Source organism: Microcella sp. (assembly GCF_040286215.1).
Classification (GTDB): domain Bacteria; phylum Actinomycetota; class Actinomycetes; order Actinomycetales; family Microbacteriaceae; genus Microcella.
The window spans coordinates 132,860-156,261 of sequence record NZ_JAVKCK010000004.1 but is presented as its reverse complement, the minus strand read 5'-3'; the positions used below and the strand labels follow the sequence as shown (position 1 = coordinate 156,261).

The 23,402-nt window shown below is 67.6% G+C and carries 21 protein-coding genes; 13 read left to right on the top strand and 8 right to left on the bottom strand.

Annotated elements, in window-relative coordinates:
* Positions 1–21: 21 nt before the first annotated feature.
* The 6 genes from RJQ01_RS01855 to rfbB are packed head-to-tail and all read right to left on the bottom strand — an operon-like array spanning position 22 to position 4,599.
* Positions 22–1,110 carry a glycosyltransferase family 4 protein gene (locus RJQ01_RS01855; RefSeq protein ID WP_350474997.1) on the bottom strand — a complete coding sequence of 363 codons (1,089 nt, stop codon included), beginning with the start codon at positions 1,108–1,110 and terminating at the stop codon, positions 22–24.
* A complete protein-coding gene (locus RJQ01_RS01850; protein ID WP_350474996.1) occupies positions 1,107–1,400 on the bottom strand; it encodes a hypothetical protein in 294 nt (97 codons plus the stop codon). Before RJQ01_RS01850 ends, RJQ01_RS01855 begins: the two co-directional genes overlap by 4 nt.
* A complete protein-coding gene (locus RJQ01_RS01845; protein WP_350474995.1) occupies positions 1,397–2,302 on the bottom strand; it encodes a hypothetical protein in 906 nt (301 codons plus the stop codon). Before RJQ01_RS01845 ends, RJQ01_RS01850 begins: the two co-directional genes overlap by 4 nt.
* Before the next feature lie 6 nt (positions 2,303–2,308).
* Positions 2,309–2,740, bottom strand: coding sequence for a hypothetical protein (locus tag RJQ01_RS01840; RefSeq protein ID WP_350474994.1), 432 nt, complete (start codon positions 2,738–2,740; stop codon positions 2,309–2,311).
* Positions 2,737–3,600, bottom strand: a complete 864-nt coding sequence (gene rfbD, locus RJQ01_RS01835) for a dTDP-4-dehydrorhamnose reductase (RefSeq protein ID WP_350474993.1) — start codon at positions 3,598–3,600, stop codon at positions 2,737–2,739. The genes RJQ01_RS01840 and rfbD overlap by 4 nt, the downstream gene beginning before the upstream one ends.
* Before the next feature lie 3 nt (positions 3,601–3,603).
* Complete coding sequence (gene rfbB / locus RJQ01_RS01830) at positions 3,604–4,599, bottom strand: dTDP-glucose 4,6-dehydratase (RefSeq protein WP_350474992.1); 996 nt, start codon at positions 4,597–4,599, stop codon at positions 3,604–3,606.
* A gap of 98 nt (positions 4,600–4,697) precedes the next feature.
* Between rfbB and RJQ01_RS01825 the strand changes: the two genes are divergently transcribed.
* From RJQ01_RS01825 to RJQ01_RS01805, 5 genes are all read left to right on the top strand, one after another.
* A complete protein-coding gene (locus RJQ01_RS01825) occupies positions 4,698–5,789 on the top strand; it encodes a nitroreductase family protein (protein WP_350474991.1) in 1,092 nt (363 codons plus the stop codon).
* A 3-nt stretch (positions 5,790–5,792) separates the two neighbouring features.
* On the top strand, positions 5,793–6,755 hold the full coding sequence (locus tag RJQ01_RS01820) for a lysylphosphatidylglycerol synthase domain-containing protein (RefSeq protein ID WP_350474990.1): 963 nt from the start codon (positions 5,793–5,795) through the stop codon (positions 6,753–6,755).
* The gene (locus RJQ01_RS01815) at positions 6,752–8,002 is read left to right on the top strand and encodes a polysaccharide pyruvyl transferase family protein (RefSeq protein WP_350474989.1); all 1,251 of its coding nucleotides are present in this window, start codon (positions 6,752–6,754) and stop codon (positions 8,000–8,002) included. The genes RJQ01_RS01820 and RJQ01_RS01815 overlap by 4 nt, the downstream gene beginning before the upstream one ends.
* Positions 7,999–8,973 carry a glycosyltransferase family 2 protein gene (locus RJQ01_RS01810; protein WP_350474988.1) on the top strand — a complete coding sequence of 325 codons (975 nt, stop codon included), beginning with the start codon at positions 7,999–8,001 and terminating at the stop codon, positions 8,971–8,973. Before RJQ01_RS01815 ends, RJQ01_RS01810 begins: the two co-directional genes overlap by 4 nt.
* A 151-nt stretch (positions 8,974–9,124) precedes the next feature.
* Entirely contained in the window at positions 9,125–11,173 is a 2,049-nt protein-coding gene (locus RJQ01_RS01805) for an acyltransferase family protein (protein ID WP_502885211.1), read from the top strand.
* A gap of 85 nt (positions 11,174–11,258) precedes the next feature.
* Here the strand turns inward: RJQ01_RS01805 and RJQ01_RS01800 are convergent, their stop codons facing one another.
* Entirely contained in the window at positions 11,259–12,908 is a 1,650-nt protein-coding gene (locus RJQ01_RS01800; protein WP_350474986.1) for a glycosyltransferase family 39 protein, read from the bottom strand.
* A gap of 117 nt (positions 12,909–13,025) precedes the next feature.
* Between RJQ01_RS01800 and RJQ01_RS01795 the strand changes: the two genes are divergently transcribed.
* The 8 genes from RJQ01_RS01795 (at position 13,026) to RJQ01_RS01760 (ending at position 22,453) form a co-directional block, all read left to right on the top strand.
* Positions 13,026–13,961 carry a class I SAM-dependent methyltransferase gene (locus RJQ01_RS01795; protein WP_350474985.1) on the top strand — a complete coding sequence of 312 codons (936 nt, stop codon included), beginning with the start codon at positions 13,026–13,028 and terminating at the stop codon, positions 13,959–13,961.
* A gap of 53 nt (positions 13,962–14,014) precedes the next feature.
* Entirely contained in the window at positions 14,015–15,820 is a 1,806-nt protein-coding gene (locus RJQ01_RS01790; protein ID WP_350474984.1) for a glycosyltransferase family 2 protein, read from the top strand.
* Position 15,821: 1 nt separating this feature from the next.
* Positions 15,822–16,424, top strand: coding sequence for a dTDP-4-dehydrorhamnose 3,5-epimerase (gene rfbC, locus RJQ01_RS01785; protein ID WP_350474983.1), 603 nt, complete (start codon positions 15,822–15,824; stop codon positions 16,422–16,424).
* Positions 16,424–17,773 carry a glycosyltransferase gene (locus RJQ01_RS01780; protein ID WP_350474982.1) on the top strand — a complete coding sequence of 450 codons (1,350 nt, stop codon included), beginning with the start codon at positions 16,424–16,426 and terminating at the stop codon, positions 17,771–17,773. Before rfbC ends, RJQ01_RS01780 begins: the two co-directional genes overlap by 1 nt.
* A 68-nt stretch (positions 17,774–17,841) precedes the next feature.
* A complete protein-coding gene (gene rfbA / locus RJQ01_RS01775) occupies positions 17,842–18,711 on the top strand; it encodes a glucose-1-phosphate thymidylyltransferase RfbA (protein WP_350474980.1) in 870 nt (289 codons plus the stop codon).
* On the top strand, positions 18,701–20,830 hold the full coding sequence (locus tag RJQ01_RS01770) for a glycosyltransferase family 2 protein (RefSeq protein WP_350474979.1): 2,130 nt from the start codon (positions 18,701–18,703) through the stop codon (positions 20,828–20,830). The genes rfbA and RJQ01_RS01770 overlap by 11 nt, the downstream gene beginning before the upstream one ends.
* A 49-nt stretch (positions 20,831–20,879) precedes the next feature.
* Positions 20,880–21,698 carry an ABC transporter permease gene (locus RJQ01_RS01765; protein WP_350474978.1) on the top strand — a complete coding sequence of 273 codons (819 nt, stop codon included), beginning with the start codon at positions 20,880–20,882 and terminating at the stop codon, positions 21,696–21,698.
* Positions 21,695–22,453 carry an ABC transporter ATP-binding protein gene (locus RJQ01_RS01760; RefSeq protein WP_350474977.1) on the top strand — a complete coding sequence of 253 codons (759 nt, stop codon included), beginning with the start codon at positions 21,695–21,697 and terminating at the stop codon, positions 22,451–22,453. Before RJQ01_RS01765 ends, RJQ01_RS01760 begins: the two co-directional genes overlap by 4 nt.
* A 34-nt stretch (positions 22,454–22,487) precedes the next feature.
* On the opposite strand, the gene RJQ01_RS01755 is transcribed toward RJQ01_RS01760, so the two are convergent.
* On the bottom strand, positions 22,488–23,363 hold the full coding sequence (locus RJQ01_RS01755) for a glycosyltransferase family 2 protein (protein ID WP_350474976.1): 876 nt from the start codon (positions 23,361–23,363) through the stop codon (positions 22,488–22,490).
* Positions 23,364–23,402: the final 39 nt, after the last annotated feature.

Below are 23,402 nucleotides of genomic sequence, written 5' to 3'. Positions count from 1 at the left end.
CAGCGTGACAACCGGCCCAGTCTACTGGTGCCCGCTCGGCCCCGGGGTGAGCCCGAGCGCACCCAGCAGCTGCTGGAAGAACCCGCGCGACATCGCCTCGGGCGGGTAGGCCTCGGCCGCCTGGCGGGCGGCCGAGGCACGCTCGGCGCGGTCGTCGACGCGCAGGGCTTCGTCGAGCGCGGCGACGAGCCCCTCTGTCGAACGGGCCGGGTAGAGGTGCAGGTAGGGGGCGCCGCGGTGGTCGCGGAACACACCGAGGTCGGGGGCGACGACGGGCAGGCCGAAGGTCTGGGCGAGGGGGAGGGAGCTCGAGTTGAGGATGCGCTCGTACGGCATTGCGGCGACGTCGGCGGCGCGCATCCAGTTCTGCAGTTCGTCGTCTGGCACGAAGTCGAGGCGGCGCAGGGTGCCGGGCACGGCGTCGAGCGCGCGCTCGAGGGCGGCAACGTCGGTGCCGCGCCCGGGCCGCCCGGCGACGGCGAGGCGCGCCCGCGGACGGGTGCGCTGCAGCTGCGCCACGGCGTCGGCGAGCCGCTCGAGCCCGCGGTAGGGGCGCACGCCGCCCACCGACACGATGACCTCGTCGTCGGGGTCGAGGCCCAGTGCCGCGCGCGCCTGTGCGGGCGCGACAGTGTCGGGGTACCGGCCGAGGAAGCTCGCGTGGCCTTGGGTGATGACGGTGGCGTCGCGCAGGGAGTAGTAGGGCTCGACGGCCCGGAGGGTGCTGGCGCTGAGCACGTGCACGACGTCGGCCTCGCGGGCGAGCTGCTGGCAGAGCTCGAGTTCGAGCACGTGGTGGCGGTGGTCGTGGGGCAGCACGTTGTGGATGGTCCAGACGAGCCGCCCGCCGCGCTGGCGGTAGCGGCGCAGAGCTGCGAGGGTGGCGCGCATCGAGTCGCGTGCGCGCGATGGGTCGGTGTACCGCTGCACGATCGGGTTGGTCCAGTGCAGGTGCACGATGCTGGCGCGGCTGGCCGGGTCGAGTGCGTCGAGGTCGTCGACCGCGATGGCGCTGACCTCGACATCGACGTCGGATGCCCGGCTGTACAGCATCGACTGGTACGGGTTCGACGCCGAGTAGTCGGGCAGGTAGCGCAGCCCGATGCTCATGAGGGCTCCGAGGGCCGCCCGCGCGCGAGTCGGCGCAGCGGGCGCAGTGCGCGTCCCCGCAGCTGCCGCAGCTGCCAGGCGCTGGACTGCGCGAGCTGCCATTTCTGCTTCAGGTCTGCCACCCGCTTGCGTTCGGCGTCGAGCAGGTCGATGACCTCGTGCAGGTCGGCGCGTGCGCGGGCTCGCTCGTCCGCGAGCACCTCCATCGCTGCCGCGCTGATCGCTGGGTACGGGTCGCCCGCGGGGGCACGCTCCGCGTCGGGGTCTGAGCCGGGGTGTGAAGGGGTCACCCGTTGATTCTGCCGCTTTCGAGCGCGATGTCGGCGGTGACGACGCCGTTGAGCATCTTGGAGGCGGTCACGTCGCCCGCCCAGAAGCGGGTCTCGACGGTGTCGAGGAAGCTCTCCCGAAACACACGGCGGCCGCGCACGCGGGCGAGGCTCGTCTCGATGACGGTGCGGAAGCTCGGGTTGTTGCGCGCGCACGCGTAGGGGTCGAAGGGGAACGCCGGTTCGTGCTGCGGGGTCACGTCGAGTGCATCGAGGTCGATCAGGCCGGGGGTGTCTTTGTGGCCGTAGAAGCGCCACTTGCGCGCCCACCGCAGCCGTTTTCCCTCTTCTTCGATACCGTCCAGGTCGGCGAGCAGCTCTGACCCCATGCCGCGCACGAACGCCATCCAGCGCTTCTGCGCGCTGCGCTCTTCGAGGGGGCGCCCGAGCCAGTAGCCCATCCACCGCTCGTCCTCGAAGGGGAACACGTGGGTCTGGTGCTCGTTGTCGAAGGGTCGGATGCGCGAGTACTGCCGGTAGGCGATGTCGTACTGGCGGTACACATCGAGCTCTCGGTCGGGGGAGACGGCGGCGCGGGGCGCGAGCCGCTCGACGAAGCTCGGCTCCATGAGCTGCTGCAGCAGGAACTGGTCGTTGCGGCCGATGAAGGCTGCCCGATCGTCACCGACGGCGCTCTTCGCTTTCTCGCGGTTGTCGCCGGTGAGGGTGTCGTTGAGGAAGCCGTGCACGTTGATGCGGCGCGGCACGAGCTCGTCGACGAGGTCGTTGGCGAGCCCGACGGCGCCGAGCGGCAGGTCGAGCGAGGTGGCGCGCTTGAGCTCGTACACGTCGAGGCTGAACGGCATGGTGGTGGTGTCGAGCATGTGCACGTCGAGAGCCATGCGGTCGCGCAGCCACTGCACGACGTCCTAGTCGATATTGCCGGGCTGCCCGCAGCAGTAGAGCGTGGGCTCGTGCCCGAGATCCCACATGGTCTGGATGAGGGGCCGGGAGTCGAAGCCGGAGGAGATGCCGGAGGTCAGGGGCGTTGCGGCGACGGGGGCGAGAGCGTCGGCGACGCACTGCCGCAGCAGCTCGCGCAACTCGGCGTCGTCGAGTCTGCGGTCGCCGTGCTCGGCGCGCCAGGTTTGCAGAGCGCGCTCGGCGCGCTCGACTCCGGCGAGGGCGCGCTCTTCGTCGGGCAGGAGGGCCACGGCGAGCAGCCGCATGAGCGGCGCATTGCGGGCGGCGCCGGGGGTGACGAACCACGGCTCATCGCGCAACGCGAGACGGGTGGCGAGGGTGCGTCGGGGGCGGAGGCTGCGCGGCGGTTTCGGGTCGGGCCGTGCGGTGGTGCTCATGGGGTCCATCCTGCTGCCGTCATGGCGCTGTCGAGCGCCGGGCGCCAGGCTCTCATCGGGGTCAAGCCGTGTTGTCGCCAGCCGTCGTGCGAGAGCACCGAGTTCGCGGGGCGGGGTGCCCGCCGTGGGTAGTCGGCGCTCGTGACGGGGGTGACGTCGGCGGGGTCGCCGCCGAGGTTCTCGACGATAGCCTGCGCGAAGCCGTGCCAGCTAGTGCTGCCAGCGTTGGTGCCGTGCAGTGTGGCGCCGCGCAGGCCCGAGTCGAGCATCCTGACGGTCTGCTCGGCGAGGTCACGCGTCCACGTCGGCTGACCGTGCTGGTCGTCGACGACGGCGAGGGTGCCCCGCTCGCGGTAGAGGCGCATCATGGTGCGCACGAAGCTGGGTCCGTGCTCGCCGTAGAGCCACGCGGTGCGCAGCACGATGGTGCCGTCGGGGTGGGCGGCGCGGGCGCGGCGCTCGCCGTCGGCCTTGGTGCGGCCGTAGGCGCTGACGGGCTTGAGCGGTGCATCCTCGGCGTAGGGTTCGGCGTGCGTGCCGTCGAAGACGTAGTCGGTGGAGTACTGCACCAGCACGGCACCGGCGGCGCGGGATGCTGCCGCCAGGTTCTCGGCACCGATCGAGTTGACGAGGTGGGCGGCCTGCTCGTGGTCTTCGGCGGCGTCGACGGCGGTGTAGGCGGCAGCGTTGAGCACGACATCGTGGTCGGCGACTGCCGCTCGGCAGGCGTCAGCGTCAGTGATGTCGAGCTCGGCCCGACCGAGAGCGGTGACGTGGCGAGTGCCCGGTGCGGCGGCGAGGGCGGCCTGCAGGTCGTGACCGAGGCTGCCGTGCGCGCCGGTGATGAGGTAGCGGGGCATGCCCTACTGGCCTTTGGCGCGGTACTGGGCTTCGGTCGCGTCTTTCTGCGGCGCCCACCAGGGCTCGTTGTCGCGGTACCACTCGATCGTCGCGGCGAGCCCCGCCGCGAAGTCGTCGAACCGCGGCTGCCAGCCGAGCTCGGCGCGCAGCTTGCTCGAATCGATCGCGTAGCGCAGATCGTGGCCGGCGCGGTCGGTCACGTGGTCGTAGGCATCGGCGGGCTGGCCGAGGGTCGTGAGGATGAGCTCGACGACCTCCCGGTTGCTCTTCTCACCGTCGGCGCCGATCAGGTAGGTCTCGCCGATGCGGCCTTTCTCGAGAATGGTCAGCACGGCGGCGGAGTGGTCGTCGGCGTGAATCCAGTCGCGCACGTTGAGGCCGGCGCCGTACAGCTTGGGCCGCTGCCCGCGCAGCACGTTGGTGATCTGGCGGGGGATGAACTTCTCGACGTGCTGGTAGGGGCCGTAGTTGTTGGAGCAGTTGGAGATCGTCGCCTGCACGCCGAAGGAGCGTACCCACGCGCGCACGAGCAGATCGCTGCCGGCCTTGGTCGACGAGTAGGGGCTCGACGGGTTGTACGGGGTCGCCTCGGTGAAGCGCGCCGGGTCGTCGAGCTCGAGATCGCCGTAGACCTCGTCGGTCGAGATGTGGTGAAACCTCGTGCCGTGACGCCGTGCGGCTTCGAGCAGCGTGTAGGTGCCGATGATGTTGGTGTCCACGAACGGTCGCGGGTCGTCGAGCGAGTTGTCGTTGTGACTCTCGGCGGCGTAGTGCACGACCGCCTGCGCCTCGGAGGTGAGCCGGTCGACGAGGGGCGCATCCGCGATGTCGCCGTGCACGAAGGTGAGCCGATCGTCGGGCAGTCCGACGAGGGAGGCGCGGTTGCCCGCGTAGGTGAGCTTGTCGAGCACCGTCACGTGGTGATCAGTGTGCGCGATCACGTGGTGCACGAAGTTGGAGCCGATGAACCCGGCGCCGCCGGTGACGAGAAGCCTCACGGTTGATGAGCCTACCGAGCGGCTCGGTCGGGTGCCCAACGCCGCCTAAGGTTGACCTGAGGCCACTTTGCCACCCAGTCAGCCCCTTCGGAGTCCGCTTGCTCAAGCTCATCAAGAACATTGCGCGCGACCTGCTCGCCATCACGTGGATTCGGCGTCTCTACGTCTTCCTCAACCGTGTCGTGCTGGAGGGGCTGGGCTTCAGCCGCATCCTCATCCACCTCTACTACTTCTTCGCACCGCTGACCTTCAATCGTGAGCAGACCGCGGTGTGGCGGGGTCGGCGCGACTACTACCGCCAGAAGAACCGCCCGCGCGTCAGCCACGTGGGGTTGCGGCGAAACGTCCACCGGCTGGAGAAGGCGCTCATCATGCAGCCGCGCCGACCGGTCTTCGCCGCCGACTACATCGTCGAGACGGTGGAGTTCTACAAGACGATGGCGAACCGGGCGCGCACCGTCGCAGAACCCTACGATGCCGACGAGCTTGACTGGGCGCACGACGTCCTGCGGGAGTACTTCGCGTCGATCACGGGAGAGAACAGCAAGATCGACGCTGCGCGTGCCCTCTTCGCCACGGTGGAGACCGACGTGCCGGGTGATCTCGAGCCCGAACGGGTGCCGCGACCCAAGCAGCAGCTCTCGTCGATCACGTACGACGAGATGCTCGCCCTCTCGCAGCAGCGCCGTTCGGTGCGGTGGTACGAGGACAAGCCGGTGCCGCACGAGCTGCTCGACCAGGCCATGCTGGTGGCACGTCAGGCGCCGACAGCCTGCAACCGTCTGCCCTACGAGTTCCGCATCTTCGACCAGCCAGACATGGTCAGCAAGGTGATCTCGCTGCCGTTCGGGGCTGCCGGATTCGGTCAGAATGTCAAGACGGTGGTCGTCGTGGTGGGCAAGCTGTCGAGCTACTTCTCTCCTCGAGATCGCCACGCGATCTACGTGGACTCGTCTCTCGCGGCGATGTCATTCATTTTCGCGCTGGAGACCCTCGGTCTGAGTTCCACGGTCATCAACTGGCCCGACCTCGAGCCGCTCGAGCGCACGATGCAGAAGACGCTCGGCCTCGAGCACTCCGACCGGGTGGTCATGCTCATGGCGGTCGGCTACGCCGACTCGACGGCCCTGGTGCCGTACTCGCAGAAGAAGGCCCTCGATTCCATTCGCCGCTACAACGAGTTCGACTGACTCGTGAACTCTCGACTGGTGCGCCGGATCGCGCTGCGCGTGCTCGCGTTGGGCATCATCGCGCTCGTCACGTGGCTCTTCGCGCGCGCACTGATCGACGGGTGGGACCGCGTCAGTGAGTACGACATCGTCGTCGATGGCTGGTGGGTGACGGCGTGCGTGCTCTTCGCGGGGGCCGTGGCTGTCTCGGGCGTTCTGTGGGGAAGGGTGCTGCGAGCACTCTCGCCGGGTATGCAGCTGCCGGTGTCCGAGGCGGTGCGCTCGCACCTTGCGGGATGGGTCATGCGGTACATTCCGGGCGTCGGCTCGGTGCTCTACAAGGTGGCCTGGGCGCAGAAGCGGGGGGTGAGCCGCACCACTGCCGTGGTGGGCTTCACGTACGAGAGCATTTTCCTCCAGATCGCGTCGATCATGGGGGGAGCGGTCGTGCTCCTGATCGTGGTCGGCCCGGCGCTCTTTGAAGACAACGGCGTGGTGGTCGTCGCTGTCGCCGTCCTTCTCGGCGTCCTCGTTCTCGGTGTCTCCCGGCCCGTCGTGCGCCCCGTGCTTCAGTTCGTGACGGCGAGGCGGTTGAAGGAGCGTGTGGAGTCGCTTCCCCTGCTGGCGACTCCGCGAAGCCTCGTCTTCGCGGTCGAGTTCCTGGCCCCTCGCATCGTCAACGGAGTGGGTGTCGCCCTTATCGCGATCTCGATCTTCGACTCGTCTCCCCGCGACTGGTTCACGATCGGAGCCGCCTACGCGGTGGCGGGCGCGATCGGTATCCTCGCGGTGTTCGTCCCCGGGGGCCTTGGCGTTCGCGAGGGCGCGTTTGTCGGTATCCTGACTGCCGCGGGCTTCAACATCATCGACGCCATCGTGTTGGCCGTGGCCGCCCGCTTCGTGTCGACAGTCGCCGACTTGCTGGTGGCTGGCGTGTACGGGCTCTTGACGGTCAATCTGCGGCGAAAGGAAGGCACGACCACGTGACCCACCCCCACGTGAGCATCATCGGCTCAGCGTTCTCTGGAAACAAGGGCGCCGCGGCGATGCTCGAGAGCGCGATCGAGTCGATTCGCGCCGTACACGCCGACGCCACCTTCACCCTCTTCAGCATGTATCCGCGCGAGGACGGCATGCAGAATCGCTTCGAGGGCGTCGAACTGGTGGATGCTCGTCCGCGACCTCTCGGCGTGACGATCAACACTCTCGCACTGCTGTACAAGATCGTGCCGCCGCTGCGCCCGCTGCTGCGCTCTCGCTCGCGGGCGATCTCTGCGCTCAGCCGCAGCGACGTGCTCCTCGACCAGATGGGCATCTCGTTCACCGACGGCCGTGAGAAATTCCTCCTCTACAACGTGGCGGCCATTCTGCCGGCGTTCTTCCTCAAGGTCCCGGTCGTCAAGTGCGCTCAGGCGATCGGTCCGTTCACGAACCCGATCAACCGCGCCGTGTCGCGCATGTTCCTGCCGAAGGTGCACACGATCGTCACCCGTGGTCGCCTCACGCACGAGTTCGCCGTGGGGCTGGGCCTTACGAACCTGATCGCCGGCTCCGACTCGGCGTTCGCACTTCAGCTCAGTGGCCGCGAGCGCGAGTCACTCTCGCAGTCGCTCGACCTGTCGTTCTTCGACGGCGGCGACACCGTCATCGGCATCTCGCCCAGCGTCGTCGTGCAGGCGAAGTACGAGGCCAAGACCGGCGGGGACTACCTCGCTCTCATGGCTGACTTCACGAACGGGCTGATCGCCGATGGCTACCGCGTGGCGCTCGTGCCGCACAGCGTGCGCACGGGCACCGAGAAGACGCAGAACAATGATCTGCCCCTGTGCGCTGCGCTGCATGAGCGTCTCGAGCAGACCGACCGGGTCCTCTTCCCCGCCCATGAACTCTCCTCGCAAGACCTCCGCCACCTCATCGGCATGTGCGACTTCTTCGTCACCAGCCGCTTCCACGCGATGGTTTCTTCGCTCGCAGTGGGCGTGCCGTGCCTCGTGATCGGGTGGAGTCACAAGTACCAGGAGGTTCTCGAGATGTTCGACTTGGAGCAGTGGGCGATCGGCTTCGACCGGCTGTCGCCCGAGCTGCTCCGTCAGCGCGCCCTCGAGCTCGTCGCCCAGGGGCCAGAGGTCGCAGCCGCCATCTCCTCTCACCTGCCCGCTGTCATCGACAACACCCGCCATCAAGAGCGCGTCATCCTCGACCTGCTCCGCACGCCACGGAAGGCCTCACTATGACTACGACCACCACTCGCGCCGGGGCCCTCGTCTCCAGCGTCAGCGCACTCGAGCAGACCTGCTGGGTCATCGTGCCCTCGTTCAACGAAGACGAAAACCTGCCAGAGGTGATGCCGCGCATCGTGTCAGAGCTGCGCAAGCTCGGCCCGAACAGCCGGCTGCTCATCGTCGACGACGGCTCTACCGACAACACCGTCGCGGTCGTCGATGCGTTGCAGGAGGAGCACCCCGAGATCGACTACATGCCGTTGGGTCGCAACATGGGCAAAGCGGCAGCCTTGCAGCGCGGCTTCACCTACGCGTATGAGTCGGGCGCCGAGGTCATCGTCATGATGGATGCCGACGGCCAGGACGACCCCGCTGAACTGCTCGGCCTGATCGGCAAGCTCGACGAGGGCTACGACCTCGTGACGGGCGCGCGGCTGCTGCGCAAGGACCGCTTCATCAAGAAGTACACGTCCCGCGTGTACAACAAGACCACGTCGGTCATCGCCGGGGTGCCGGGCCGCGACTTCAATTCGGGCTTCAAGATCATGCGCGGCAAGGTTGCGAACGACGTGCAGCCGATGATGTACGGCGAGCTGCACCGCTACCTGACGGTCATCGCCTACTGGATGGGCCACCGGGTCACCGAGGTCGCCGTGCAGCACCACCCCCGCCTTCATGGCTCGAGCAAGTACGGTCTCGCGCGCTTCTGGCGCGGCTTCATGGATCTCATGACGGTGCGCTTCATCATGAGCTACGAGCACCGCCCGTCGCACCTCTTCGGTGGCCTCGGCCTTCTGTCGTCGTTCGTCGGCGTCGCGATCTCGATCTACCTGACGGTGCTCTGGATCCTGGGGGAGCCCATCGGCGACCGGCCGTTGCTCATCGCCGGCGTGCTGTTCATCGTCGTCGGAATCCAGTTGCTCGTCTTCGGACTCCTTGCCGAGCTGGTCGTCTACGGCCGCAATCGCGACAACCGCCGCTAAGCCGTCGCGCTACGACGCGATCGTCAATGCGGCGCAGCATCCCGCTGTGTCAAGGTTCCACGAATACCGAAGAAACTGGGGGACACCGATTACGCGGCGGGTGAAACACGTGTTCCGGCCAGAAGTCCAGGCTCTGCGGGCCTTGGCCGTCATGCTCGTCGTGACCTTCCATCTCTGGCCCCATCGCGTTCCGGGTGGGTATATCGGGGTCGACGTCTTCTTTGTCATCTCCGGATTCCTCATTACGTCGCATCTCGCGCGCGAGCTCTTGGCGACGAATGGGATCAAGCTTGGGGGCTTCTACGCACGTCGAATTCGACGGCTTCTTCCCGCGGCGTTCTTCGTACTCGGCGTTACCTTGATCGCCTCCTTCGCTCTCGCGCGCACGGCAGACTTGTCCATCATTCTGCGAGATGTGTTGGCCAGTGCCCTGTATTCCGTGAACTGGGTCTTGGCCGCGTCCAGCGTCGACTACTTCGCCGCGGACGATGCAGTCTCCCCCGTTCAGCACTACTGGTCGCTGGCAGTCGAGGAGCAGTTCTATCTGTTGTGGCCCTTGATCCTGCTCCTCGCGTGGATTCCTCGCCGCCTTTCCGTGGTCTACGCAACATTGATCGTCGTCTTCATGACCTGCTTCGTCTACTCAGTCTGGGGCTCCATCGCTTTCCAGTCATTTGCGTACTTCGCGACGCCAGCCCACGGTTGGGAGTTCGCTGCGGGAGGCCTTCTCGCACTTCTCCTGCGAGGTCGCTCGGCTCTCGGAGGCCCTTGGGCTGCACTCGTGAGCTGGGCAGGCTGGGGGGCAATAGTGTTGAGTGCCTTTCTGTTCACTGCCGCAAGCCCATTTCCCGGATGGATCGCGTTGCTTCCGGTTGTCGGAACCCTGGCCGTGATCGTCGCCGGCGCTCCGCAGGTACGCTGGTCGCCGTCTGCCGTTGCATCCTGGAAGCCCGTGCAATTCACGGGAGACGTGTCGTACTCGCTCTACCTCTGGCACTTTCCGCCGATCATCTTGGTCACCGCGGCGCTTGACCGCGATCTCGTTGCGGTCGAGAAGTTGCTCATCTTGCTCGCATGTTTCGTTCTCGCGTGGCTGACCAAGCGCTACATCGAAGATCCAGTGCGAGTGCTTCCTCGGCTCCAGGCCCCGAAGGTGACTTTCTTGGCAGCAGCGGGAGCCACCGCAGTGCTGGTGATAGCCACAGTGCTTCCGGCTTTGGTGCTCGGCAAGTCTTACGCTGACGGTGCGCAAGAGGCTTTGGAAGTGTCGCGAAGCGCCCTTGAGGGGAGCCCAACGCCCGAACGAACTGACGCGGAGTGCTTCGGAGCGCTGGCAAGTGTCGATCCGCTGAGTTGCCCCTCCCTGCGCGTCCCCTTGCCTGGCTACGGGCCCGAGTTCGCCGCAGCCGACAATTTCGACACCTGGAGTGAGCAACTAAGCGGCGATGATCCGTATTTCGTCCCGGATTGCGCCACCGTTCCGGAAACCGGTATCAGAGAGTGCTGGTATCGCTCAGGAGAGGAGAACGCATTTACCGTCGCGATTCCGGGGGACTCCCATGCGGGGCACTGGCTTCCCGCCATTCTCACCCTTGGCCGCGAAAACGGTTGGGATGTCATCCGGTATCGCGAGAGCGGATGCCGGCTTGCGCTCGAAGTTTACGACTCCACTACGCCCCACGGCCTGGATTGCAGGGCCTGGAAAGAGGACATCGTTCCGTACCTCGAAGAGGCCGACTGGGTCGACCTGGTCGTGGTGTCGGCTTCGGTGAACTCCGTATATCTCTCGCGAACGGATCCACCCTCGGTTGACGAATTCGCGCAGGGATTCCTGCGAGTGTGGCAACCCTGGCTTCGTGCGGGCAAGAAGATCGTCGTCATGAGTGATGGCCCTGGCTATCCCGAGTCGGTTCCGGGTTGCGTTGAGAGTGCGATGGGAGATGTCTCACCGTGTAGTGCGCCCCGACGTTCTGTGGCCTTTGAGGACCCGCTGTTGGTCGCCGCAGCAACCATCGATGAGCCAGGCTTCGGTTCTTATGACACGATGCAGGTTCTCTGTGATGACACTGTGTGCCATCCCGTCGTCGGAGGTCTGATTACCCACAAGGACGGAGGGCATATCGCCGCTTCATTCATGGTGACGATGGCACCACTCATTGCTCCGACAATCCAACAGGTGGCTCCCGAGGCGTTTGAGTAACCCCTGTTCGAGCTCGCGGCACTGGCCGCGGTCACGTTCAGTGAGCGAAAACTCCCCCTTCACGGAGCAGTAGGCAGACTCCCCACTAGTCGGTGCGCTCGAACATGACGTACCCGGCTCTGCCGCCGCCATCAAACTGAGCCGTCACCCTGTCGTAGTTCTCGTCGAGGTATTCGAGCAGGTTCGGGAACCGACTCGTGGTCAAGTGATTGAAAATGACGATCACCCTGTCAGGGTTCTCGGTCTCGAGTTGTTCGGCGAGGTCGGGGAACTCGCCATTGCGCTCGGCGCGCGTCGGCAACGCAGCGTCCACCCTCACCTCATCGCTGAATCGGGCGAAGTAGTAGTCAGAGCGAGGCGATGAGCCGAAGCTCGTCTCAATAAGGAAGTAGTCGTTCGCGGGGTCTGACTCCATGATGCTCAAGATGCGCTGCGTGTTGCCGCGCCAGTCAGTCTTGCCATCCGTCGCACCGACGTAGCCACCAGGCACGAACGCGACGATAGCGGCGAGTGTCATCGCGATCGTCGTAGCCGTGTTGGTGCCAAGAGCGCGGACACGACGACCGATGAGGACGACGAGGCCTCCGATCGCGATCACCACCAGGGCCGTCAGAGGAGGGAGGGAGAAGATGAAGTAGCGAATTTGGTACCGCTCGACGCTCAGGACGGTGAAGACGAGATACACGACCACAAGAGGCATGACAAGCCACCAAGTCAGGTGGATGACGCCCCAGTCGTTCAGATCTCGCGCCCCTCGACGTGAACGCGCGATCCGCACGATCACAGCCACCGTCAACGCAGAGATCAATACCGAGACGATGATGCTCCCAATCAGCCCACCCGACACGTTGGGATCAAAGAGGCTGTTGTAGAGCAAGTGAATGGGTGTGCGCGCAGCCGCCTCGTCGACTTGATACTCCTCGGCGCGAGTCCGAAACTGCGGAAAGAACACCCAACCCCAGACGATCGAGAAGAGGACAGGGGCGGCGGCGAACACGGCGACGAATGTGATGGCACCCCGGATCCAGAGATCGCGGGGCAACTCGACGATGAGGAACACCAGCGCGAACAGCGCCTGAGCGAGCAGCCAGAACAGGTTGTAGTAGTGCGTGAGCGTGAGTGCCGTATTCGCGCCGATCAAGACGAGTATCGAGAACCAGTGGCTGCGAAGCGACCAGTTTTGATCCTTCGCCATCGCAGACAGGGTGCGGATGAGAACGTACGACGAGATCGACACCAAGAGGATTGTCTGGGCGTAAGACCGAGTCTCCAGTCCGTATTGGATCGTGAGGTTGGTGATCGAGAACGCCGCAGCCGCGAAGAAGGCAGTCCGTCGACTCCAATGAATGTTGACGGTCAAGTAGAGGAATAGTCCGGCGAGGGTGACGTACAGGTTGGACAGTGATCGGGTTGCGGTTTCGACGTCCCCGAAGACGAGCATCCAGTTGTAGAGAAGGAACTGGTACAGAGGGGGATGGATCGAGTTGTTGGCAAGCTTGCGGATCGCATCGACGACCGTCTCATTGCCCGCGCCGTAGATGACGACCGACAGGATCTCGTCGTTCCAGTAGGAGTTCACGTCTGCAAGAAAAAACCGCATGAGGAACGCCGCAACGAGGAACACGATGATGAGTTGATGATGCGCGAGCCACTGAGCGGTGGTCCTCGCCGCGGCGCGCAGGCGTCGCGCGGGCGCGTTCGAGGTGCTCGAAGAGTCGGTGGACGATGTCGTCATGAACGTAAGTGCTCTCTGCAGGGCTGCGCGCTTGTGAGTCGTGGTCGGAGTAGAGCCTATTCGACGGAGTTCTCTCCGAATCCTCCGCGGTGAACTCCGGGCATGTAGCCTGCCTGCGTGTCACGTTCTCGGCTTACTCGCTCCTTCCTGGTCTTGATGGGTGCTGGATGCGTGATCGGTGCCGCCCTTGCTGTCGGTGGAGCAGTGGCGGAGAACTGGGTGGTCGTCGTTGCCGGGCTTGTGCTGGGCATGTTCACGATCTTGGGTGCGCTCGCAGTGCTCTTGGCGCGAATCCAGAGCCAGACCCGGGTGATTGAGGCATCGCCACGACGTGAAGATCTGAAGCAGATCCGTGACGAGCTTCGTGCCATCACCCGACGGGTGGGCACGAGCCCTGGCTCCCTCGAGGCGCGCCTGCGGCACCACGTCATCCGGGATACGTCGGCGCTGTTGACCCTGCACGACCTGTACCCGACGCCTGGCGAGCACGTACCGCTCACGAGCTGGTCTGCCTACCCGGCCACCGCCCTCATGCTCACTGAGCATGTGCGCGAGCTGCCGGCGGGCAGCACTGTGCTCGAGCTGGGCAGCGGGGCCACCACCGTGTGGATGGCCCTCGCCTCCCGCCGACGCGGGGGAGACGTGCGCATCGTCAGCCTCGAAGCCTCCGCCGACTTCGCCGAGGTGACCCGCACCGCCGTGCGGCGCAACGCGGTCGACGACCTCGTCGACCTGCGCGTCGCCGCCCTCGACGCGGTCACCACGAAGCACGGCCAGCAGCAGTGGTACGAAGCCCCGGCGTGGAACGACCTCACGGCTATCGGTCTGCTCTTCATCGACGGCCCGCCCGGCGGCACCGGCCCGAACGCCCGCTACCCCGCAGTCGAACTGCTCGCCGAACAGCTCGCACCCGGTGCCGTCGTCGTCATCGACGATGCCGACCGCGACGATGAGAAGGCCATGCTCGCCGACTGGCTCGCACTCGACCGCGGCGGGCGGCACCCCGAGATCATCGAAGTGCGCGAGAACGCCACCGCCCTGCGTATGCCCTGACCCGAACCACCCACCCCACCCGCACCCACCCCACCCGAGAAGAACTGCCCCGCATGACCCGACATGCACTCCCTGCGCCGCGCGCCGCCCGCGCTCTGGCCAAGCAAGCCCCCGACCTGCTCGCGCGGCACGCAGCCGCGACCGCGTCACCCGTCACGCTCGCCGCCCTCGCGCACGCCGCACGCACCGCGCCGCCGACCCGCGCGCTCGACAGCATCGTCGCGCTCGCCCGCGCGCATCGCGTGCTCGGGCTCGGCCTCACGCCCGAAGGCGACGCTGGCCGACTCTTCCGCGAGGCAGCCGAGCGCATGGACGGCGATCGGGCCTCCCGGCGGCACCGCGACCGCGTCATCGAGGGCCTCATCAGCACGCGGCAGATCGCCCTCGCCCGCGAGCTCGACGAGCGTGTGCCCGGCACCACCGAGCGCGCCCACCTCTTTCAGCAGGACATCGCCAACCCCTTCCTCGAGGGCGGCACCTCGCGGGCCGACGGCGCCGTGGATCGATGGCTGCACATCGCGGGCGAGCGCCATCGTGCCGACGGCATCGAACCGCTCACCCTCGCCGAGACCGGCGCCACCGTCTTCGACCGGCTCGGTGCCACCACGAGCGCACGCGTCGACGCCGGCCCGCTCGTCTCCGTCGTCATGACCACCTACCGGCCCGACCACATGGCCGAGACCGCTGTGCGGTCGATGATCGCGCAGACCTGGCAGAACTGGGAGCTGGTGATCGTCGACGACGCCTCGCCAGCCGAGTTCCACGACCACCTGCAGGCGCTCGCTGGCCTCGACGAGCGCATCCGCCTCATTCGCGCCCACGACAACGCCGGAGTGCATCGCCGACGCGCCGACGGCTGGCGAGAGGCGCGCGGCGACTACCTCACCGCGCAGGATTCCGACGACTGGGTGCACCCCCGGCGTCTCGAGCGGCAGCTGCAGCACCTCATCGAAGAATCGCCGATACCGGTCACGATGCTGCACACGAGCCGGATGACCGAGCAGGGTGGCTGGGTTCACCCCGGCGGCGCGTGGCGCCAGCCCATGCACTCCAGCCTGCTCATGCACCGCTCCGTGTGGGAAGCCGTCGGCACCCTCGCCGACGAGCGGCGCAGCGCCGACGCCGAGTACCGGCGCAGAATCGAGGCCGCCTACGAGCAGCAGATACCGGCCGAGCCGTCCCGCGCCCCGCTGACCCACATTCGCCGGCACGACGAGTCAGAGAGCGCGCTCGCCTTCAGCATGATGCGCATGCACCCCGGCTACCGCGCCTACCGCAGCGCCTTCACCGCGTGGCACGGCGAGCGCCGGGGAGACCACGGCGCCCTGCGATACGACCCGCGTCAGGATGCGCCACGGTTTCCCGTGCCAGCGATCGTGCGGGCAGAAGCTCCACCGCAGCACGAGCTCGACGTGCTCTACGTGCTCGACCCGCGCGCGTGCGACCGCGCGGCGCCACTGCACCGCGCCATCGTGCTCGAGCTTGCCGCGCTCGCCGACCGAGGTCTGAGAGTCGGTCTCCTGGCGATGCTCTCGCCCCACCTCGCGCACGCCCACGAGCCGAGCCCCGCACCGCTGCAGGCTCTCATCACAACCGGTCGGGTCGCCGAGGTCGTGCTGGATGAAGCGGTCACCGTCGACCTGCTCGTCGTCCGTCACCCCGAGGCGCTTCTGGGCGCCGCGCCCCGCAACCCCTCGGTGCGCGCTCGACGCGTGGAGCTCGTGCGCACCGACCGCGCCGCCCGGCTGCTGCCGCGCTCCACCGTGACGCGCATGGTGCGCCGCGCAGCCCTGGCGAGCATCGTGCATCCCGGCCACCGCCTGCGGCGGCCGCGCGCTGCCCGGTTGTTAGGCTCCTGACGTGCTCATCACCCCGCTCGAGATCGCCGACGCCCACCTCATCGAGCCGCGCGTCTTCGGCGACGAGCGCGGCGCCTTTCTCGAATGGTTCCGGGCAGACCGCCTCGCCGAGGCCCTCGGCCGCCAGGTGCCGATCGTGCAGGCGAACACCTCCGTCTCGGCGCGCGGCGTCGTGCGGGGCATCCATTTCGCGGATGTTCCCCTCGGCCAGGCGAAGTACGTCACCGTCACCCGCGGAGCGATCGTCGACTACGTGGTCGACCTGCGCGTCGGCTCGCCCACCTTCGGGCACTGGCAGGGGGTCGAGCTGAGCGCCGACAACCGCCACGCCGTCTTCCTCGCCGAAGGCCTCGGCCACGCCTTCGTCTCTCTCGCCGACGACACCTCCGTCAGCTACCTCGTCACCGACGTGTTCCGCCCCGAGCGCGAGCACGCCGTGCAGCCTCTCGACAGCGACCTGGGGCTCGACTACCGCCTGCCGGCGGGCGAGCTCATCCTCTCGGCCAAAGATGAGGCGGCGCCGAGCTTCGACCAGGCGCACCGCGACGGACTGCTGCCCGCCTGGCAGGACTGCCAGCAGCGGTACCGCGACCTGGCGGTCTGATGCGCGTACTCGTCGTCAGCCACAGCGCCGCCGACCACCTGGGAGGAGCCGAGCAGTCGCTGCTGGCGCTGCTCGACCACTGGACGTCGCTCGACCCGGCCGTCGAGCCCATCGTCGTCGGCCCCGCGCCCTCCGCCGCCATGACGCGCGAAGTGCTCGCCCGAGGCTGGAGATCGGTCGACCTCGCCATGACGGGGTGGGCCGTGTGGGAGGCGGATGGCGGGCGGGCGCAGTGCCGACTGCGCGAGATCGCGAACGCGGCCGCCACTCGCCGCATCATCGAGCTCCTCGAGCGGGAGCAGATCGACCTCGTCATCACGAACACGCTCGTCATGCCCTGGGGCGCCATCGCCGCCGCCCGAGTCGGCGTGCCCCACGTCTGGTTCGTGCGCGAATTCGGCGAGCGCAGCCAAGGGTTCCTCTTCCCCGACGGTCGCGATGCCGCCCTGGGCGACATCGGCGCGCTCTCGCACACCGTCGTCGCCAACTCCCGCTCCGTCGCCGCCGAGCTGCAGCCGCACATGCCCGACCGAGAGGTCGCCGTCGTCTACCCGCCCGTCGACCTGAAGCGCGTGCGAGAACGGGCCGCGGAGGCCCGGGAGGGCGACTTCAGCGACGCCGCCCAGCTGAGGGTCGCCGTGCTCGGCCGCGTCACCCGCAGCAAAGGGCAGTGGCGCGTTGTCGAAGCGCTCGCGCGGCTCGACTCGAGCTCCATCGAGGTTCGCTTCATCGGCAGCGTGCTCGACGCCCATGCTGACGAGCAGCTGCTGCGCCGCGCGGCGCGCCTGGGTGTGCGGGCCGACCTGCGCTTCCTCGGCGAGCAGCGCAACCCGTTCCCCAGCGTCGCGCAGGCCGACGTGTGCATCATCCCGAGCGAGAAGGAGGCCTTCGGCCGCTCCACGCTCGAGTGCCTCGCGCTCGGCAAGCCCGTGCTCACCACCGGCAGCGGTGCAGGTGCCGAGCTCGTCGACGACGGGCGCACGGGAGCCGTCATCGACGCCGACGACTTCGACGCCTGGGCCCGAGCACTCGAGCGCTACCGCGACGACCGCGCCCTCGTCCCGCGGCACGGCGAAGCGGCGAAGCGGCGCGCCGACGACATCGCCGCCGGGCCGCACTCCCTGCCCCTCGCCGTCTCGCTGCTCACCGCCGCGGTCGGCGCCGACCCTGCGACCCTTCCCGAGCGGTGGGTCAGGTGGGTCGACCGTCTCGAGGAAACCGCGGCAGCCAGCACTCGCGGGCTCGCCGCCCGCGCACGGCTCACCCGCCTCACCACGCTCGGCCTGCGTGCTGCGCGGCACCCCGTGCGAGCATCCCGTCGCCTGCGCGCGCTCCTGGCGCGCCGGTAGCCGCAGGGCGCACCCGCCCGTCATCGATACGATGGCCGAATGGACTCTTCCACCCCGGCGGTGCCGTAGTGCGCGGCATCATCCTCGCCGGCGGCTCCGGCTCGCGGCTGTGGCCCATCACCAAGGGCATCTCGAAGCAGCTCATGCCGATCTACGACAAGCCCATGATCTACTACCCGCTGTCGACACTCATCACGGCGGGCATTCGCGAAGTGCTCGTCATCACGACCCCCGAGCACCGCGACCAGTTCGAGACGCTGCTCGGCGACGGCAGCCAGCTGGGCATGACGATCCAGTACGCCGTGCAGCCGCAGCCCGAAGGCCTCGCGCAGGCATTCCTCATCGGCGCCGACTTCATCGGTGACGACAGCGTCGCCCTCGTGCTCGGCGACAACATCTTCCACGGCGCCGACCTCGACCGTGCGCTCGCCGCCGCAGGCTCGCTCGACGGCGGCCTCATCTTCGCCTACGAGGTCGCCGACCCGAGCGCCTACGGTGTCGTCGAATTTGACGAGACCATGACCGCCGTCTCCATCGAGGAGAAGCCAGACCACCCCAAGAGCAGCTACGCCGTGCCGGGGCTGTACTTCTACGACAACGAGGTCGTCGAGGTGGCCAGGGGCATCGTGCCGAGCGAACGAGGCGAGCTCGAGATCTCGTCCATCAACGAGCACTACCTGCACGCCGGGCGGCTCACCGTGCAGCCCCTCGAGCGCGGCACCGCGTGGCTCGACACCGGCACGGTCGCCTCCATGATGGAGGCCGCAGAGTACGTGCGCGTCATCGAGCACCGGCAGGGGCACAAGATCGGGTGCATCGAAGAGCTCGCCTGGCGCGCCGGGTGGATCGACGACGCCACCCTCGCCGCTCTCGCCGAGCCGCTCGTCAAGAGCGGCTATGGCGCCTACCTGCAGAGGCTGCTGAACCGTGCTGGCTGAGTTCAAGGCGCTCCTGAAGCCCTACCTCGAGCCGATCCTCCGGTTCAGCCGCGCTGAGATCCTGGTCGGGCTCGCGTTGCTCGCCCAGCCGGTCGTGCTCGTGCTGCTCGCCCTCGTGATCACGGCGATCGAGTACCCATGGCTCGTTGCGGCCTGGTTCGCGCAGTTCATCCTGCTGAGCGTGTACGCGCTCGTGCTGCTGCGGCGTCGGCTGCGCTCTCGCGCCCCCGCACGGCATAACCCCCAGGTCACGGGATTCCTCTCACCCGGTCTGCTCGAAGATCTCGCCGACACCGCGCAGATGAGCCTTGCGCCGTTCTCGCGCCGACGCAGCATCAACCGGCTCGCTGAGCGTGCTGCCGATACCGAGATCGTTGCGTACGCCCTGCACGCGGGCACCCGCCCGGTCATCGACGCGCTCGCCCTGCGCGCGACGGCCGGCGCGCTCGACGTGGACGCGCTCGTGGCCGTCTCGCGCCTCGGTGCGCCCGCCGCGGCACGCTCGCTCGGCACCATCGACGTCGACCTGCTCGTCGGACTCGCGCGTGCGGCGAGCATCCACGATCTCGGCGAGGGGGCGGCCGAGGCGCTGCTCGACCTCGCCGTCGCCCGCAGCGCGCACGCGAGTGACGCCTCGCGCGTGCGTGTGGCTGAGCTGTGCGTCGGCGCCCGTCGCTTCGCCGACGCCGCCGTCGTGCTCGATCAGGTCGAGACGGAATCGTGGCAGCGACGGCTGCTGCTCGCCGACCTCGTCAACCCGCACGTCGCCGAGACCGGCGCGAGCGACGAGGAGGCCTGGCTCGCGCTGTGCAACGCGTCCTTCGGCGCCGCAGGTCTCGAGCCGATCACGCTCGTGGGCGAGCACGGGTCGCCGTTCGACCGCCTCGCCGCGCCCGCCGCATCGCCATCAAGCGTGAGCGGGCCGCGCGTGACCGTCATCATGAGCGCCTACCGGCCCAACGACGACACCCTGCACGCCGTGCGCTCGATCATCGACCAGACCTGGCGCGACTGGGAGCTGCTCGTCATGGACGACGCCTCCGGTACCGAGTACGACGACATCTTCACCCGCATCGACGCGCTCGACGACCGCGTCACCGTGGTGCGCGGCACGCAGAACGCTGGCACCTACGTACGCCGCAATGAGGCGATCCAGCGCGCGACGGGTGAGTTCGTCACGATGCAAGACTCCGACGACTGGAGCCACCCGCGCCGCCTCGAGCTGCAGGTGCAGCACCTCCTTGCACACCCCGACGCCCCCGCCAATCTCAGCTCGGCGCTGCGCGTCACGAGCGACCTGCTGTTCACGCAGGGCCGGGGCCTCTACCTACGCCTCGCAGAACCCTCGCTGCTGTTCCGCCGCGAGCTCGTCGTGGGCCGCATCGGCTACTTCGACTCGACCCGCAAGTCGGCCGACTCTGAGTACCGCATCCGCATCGGGGAGGCCTTCGGCGCCGAGGTGCCGCATCTGGTCACGCGAGGCCCGCTCATGCTCATGCGCTTCGACACCGCCTCCCTCAGCGGCAGTGACCTGGCCGACGGGTGGACCCATCCGGCGCGCGTCGCCTACCGCAGTGCCTACAAGCGCTGGAGCGCCGCTGCCTCCGCGCCGTACCTCCCCTTCCCGCTTGAACAGCGGCCGTACTCAGCGCCCACGCGCATCACGGGCGTAAGCACTGACCGCGGCCGGGTCGACACCCTCGTGGTCGCCGACGTGCGCAAAGGTGGCCCCTTCGACCGGGCGGCCGGCACACTGCGCACGCTCATCAAGGCCGAGCACGCGGCGGGCCGCACCACGGCGATCCTGCACGCCCCCGGGTTTCTGCACTCCACGCAGGAGAAGCCGTGGAGCGACGCCTACCACGCGATGATCGATGACGGCATCGCCCTGGAGTTGTTCGCGCTGGGAGAGACCGTGCACGCGGGTACCGTCGCCGTCTGGGGGCCGGATGCTCTGCTCGGCGTGCCCGAACGTCACGGCGTCACCGCTGATGAGGTCGTGCTCGTCGCCCACCCCACCGAGCACGGCGCGATCGTCGTTCCCGACTACGCCGAGCAGCTGTGCCGCGAGCGTTTCGGGCACGCACCGCGTCGGGCCCCGTCAGGTCGCCTACACTGAGACGGTTGTCCAGGCCCGCGAGGCGCCCCAGGCCCGTCGAAAGCACAGGATGAAGTATCTGAAGGAGCTGCTCGGTACCCGCGAGCTGCTGGCGAACCTCACCATGCGCGAGGTCAAGGGCCAGTACCGGCGCACCGTGCTCGGCCAGCTCTGGTCGCTGCTCAACCCGATCGCGACGATGCTGGTCTACACGGTCGTGTTCTCGTTCATCTTCCGTGCCAACCCCGACCCGGGCGACCCGAGCGGGCTCAACATCTACCCCCTGTGGCTCATGTGCGGCCTTCTGCCGTGGCTGTACTTCTCGCGCGTCGTCAACGGCGGCCTCAACTCGATGGTGTCGAACGCCAACCTCATCAAGAAGGTGTACTTCCCGCGCATGCACCTGCCGCTCTCCGTCATGTCGTCGGTCGGCATCACGTGGGGCATCGAGATGGGCGTGCTCACCCTCGCCCTGTGGATCTTCGGCGGTTTCCCGATCCCGTGGCTGCCGCTTGTCGTCTTCACGATGGGGCTGCTCGCCCTCTTCGCCGTCGGCGTCGCGATGATGCTCGCCATCCTCAACGTGCACTTCCGCGACACCCAGCACTTCACGACGATCGTGCTGCAGATGTGGATGTACCTGACGCCGATCATCTACCCGGTGAGCCTCGTCGAGGAGGCCTCCCGAGGAATAGGCGACTGGGTGCTGTTCGTCTATCGACTCAACCCCATGGAGCACTTCGTCGGCGTCTTCCGCAACCTCCTGTACGACAACCGGCTGCCCTCGCTCGACGACACGCTGTGGGTCTTCGGCGCCGCCGGGATCGTCTTCGCCCTGGGATTCCTGATCTTCTCCCGCAACGAGAAGCGATTGGCTGAACTGCTGTGACCTCCACGACCACCGCCCCGCCCGCCGTCATCGTCGATAACGTGTCGAAAAAGTTCCGCCTGTACAAGGAGCGCAACCAGACCCTCAAGTCGGCCGTCATGCGCGGCCGCAAGACGGTCGCCGAAGACTTCTGGGCGGTGCGCGACGTGTCGTTCGAAGTGCCGCAGGGTCACACCTTCGGCCTCATCGGTCGCAACGGCTCGGGCAAGTCCACGCTGCTCAAGACGCTCGCGCGCATCTACCACCCCGACCAGGGCACCATCACGCTCAATGGCACCGCCGCCTCGATGCTCGAGGTTGGCAGCGGGTTCCACCCCGAGCTGACCGGGCGCGAGAACATCTACCTCAACGGCTCCATCCTGGGGCTCAGCCGCAAGCAGGTGAAGGCCAAGTTCGACGACATCGTCGAGTTCTCGGGTGTCGAGAAGTTTCTCGAGCAGCCGGTCAAGAACTACTCATCGGGCATGTACGTGCGCCTCGGCTTCTCTGTCGCCGTGCACACCGAGCCCGACATTCTCGTCGTCGATGAGGTGCTTGCTGTTGGCGACGGCGCGTTCCGCGAGAAGTCGCGCCTGAAGTTTCTCGAGTTCACCGGCGCGGGCCGCACCGTCATCTTCGTTTCTCACGCCCTCAACCAGGTCAAGGAGATGTGCGACCAGGTGGCGTGGCTCGAGAAGGGGCGCCTTCGCGAGGTCGGCGACGCGACCGAGGTGACCGACCGCTATGAGAAGGCGCTCGAAGAAGAGAAAGAGTAGCCGCCGCGGCAGTTGTCGCAGGCTGTGACGCCCGTCATCGGGTGCGGCGCACCACCCACGCTGCGCGCACCCGCAGCGCGGCACTGAGCCCCACGCGCACCGGCCACAGCCACCACCCGCGGTACTTGGCCCGCAGAAACCTCCGCGCACTGTCGTGATGCACGCGCACCATGCGCGCCGACTCTGTCGTCGTGGCGTGCGCTCCCGTGTGGATGACCGCCGCGCTGGGCGCGAACACGTTGCGGTACCCGGCGAGACCCGCGCGGTAGCCCAGGTCGACGTCTTCGAAGTACATGAAGTAGCCCTCGTCGAACCCGCCCAGCTGCTCGAAGACGCTCCTCCGCACCAGGATGCAGGCCCCCGATAGCCAGCCGGCATCCCGCTGCTGACCGCTGGGGGCGCGCTCGTCGCGGTACCGCGACGTCCACGGGTTCGACTGCCACACCGTGACGAAAAGGGCGTGGCCGATGCCGGTGCGCAGCGACGGCACCGACCGAGCTGAGGGGTAGAGAGTCTCGTCAGCGTTGCGGATCGCGGGGCCCGCAATCGCGATGCGCTTATCGGACATCGCGACGGCCAGGAGCGCGTCGACACTGCCGGGCATGAGCACGACATCGGGGTTGCACAGCAGCACCCACTCGACCGAGGCAGGCAGCGCCGCGACGCCCGCGTTCATGCCCCCGCCGTAGCCGGGGTTGTCGGGCCGTGGCAGGTAGTGGCCGCCGTGCTGCGCGGCCAGATCACCGGCGAGCGATCCCTCGCCGGGCAGGTTGTCGACGACGACGAGCTCGAGCGGCTGCTCGCTCGCCCGCTCGAGCGAGTCGAGCAGATCGGGCAGCACCGCGTTGGAACGAAAGGCCACCGTGACGACGCCCACCCGGGCGGTCTGAGAGTCGTCGCGGCGGGTCATGGTGGTTCGAATCCTACCGGCGGCCCTCACCTAGGCTGA

What these genes read in the sequence shown, in the direction of transcription:
- RJQ01_RS01765 (WP_350474978.1), top strand. Translation starts at nt 20,880, where the DNA reads ATGAAGTATCTGAAGGAGCTGCTCGGTACCCGCGAGCTGCTGGCGAAC.
- RJQ01_RS01755 (WP_350474976.1), bottom strand. Translation starts at nt 23,363, where the DNA reads ATGACCCGCCGCGACGACTCTCAGACCGCCCGGGTGGGCGTCGTCACG.
- RJQ01_RS01805 (WP_502885211.1), top strand. Translation starts at nt 9,125, where the DNA reads ATGCTCGTCGTGACCTTCCATCTCTGGCCCCATCGCGTTCCGGGTGGG.
- RJQ01_RS01800 (WP_350474986.1), bottom strand. Translation starts at nt 12,908, where the DNA reads ATGACGACATCGTCCACCGACTCTTCGAGCACCTCGAACGCGCCCGCG.
- RJQ01_RS01790 (WP_350474984.1), top strand. Translation starts at nt 14,015, where the DNA reads ATGACCCGACATGCACTCCCTGCGCCGCGCGCCGCCCGCGCTCTGGCC.
- rfbD (WP_350474993.1), bottom strand. Translation starts at nt 3,600, where the DNA reads ATGCCCCGCTACCTCATCACCGGCGCGCACGGCAGCCTCGGTCACGAC.
- RJQ01_RS01840 (WP_350474994.1), bottom strand. Translation starts at nt 2,740, where the DNA reads ATGAGCACCACCGCACGGCCCGACCCGAAACCGCCGCGCAGCCTCCGC.
- RJQ01_RS01780 (WP_350474982.1), top strand. Translation starts at nt 16,424, where the DNA reads ATGCGCGTACTCGTCGTCAGCCACAGCGCCGCCGACCACCTGGGAGGA.
- RJQ01_RS01810 (WP_350474988.1), top strand. Translation starts at nt 7,999, where the DNA reads ATGACTACGACCACCACTCGCGCCGGGGCCCTCGTCTCCAGCGTCAGC.
- RJQ01_RS01855 (WP_350474997.1), bottom strand. Translation starts at nt 1,110, where the DNA reads ATGAGCATCGGGCTGCGCTACCTGCCCGACTACTCGGCGTCGAACCCG.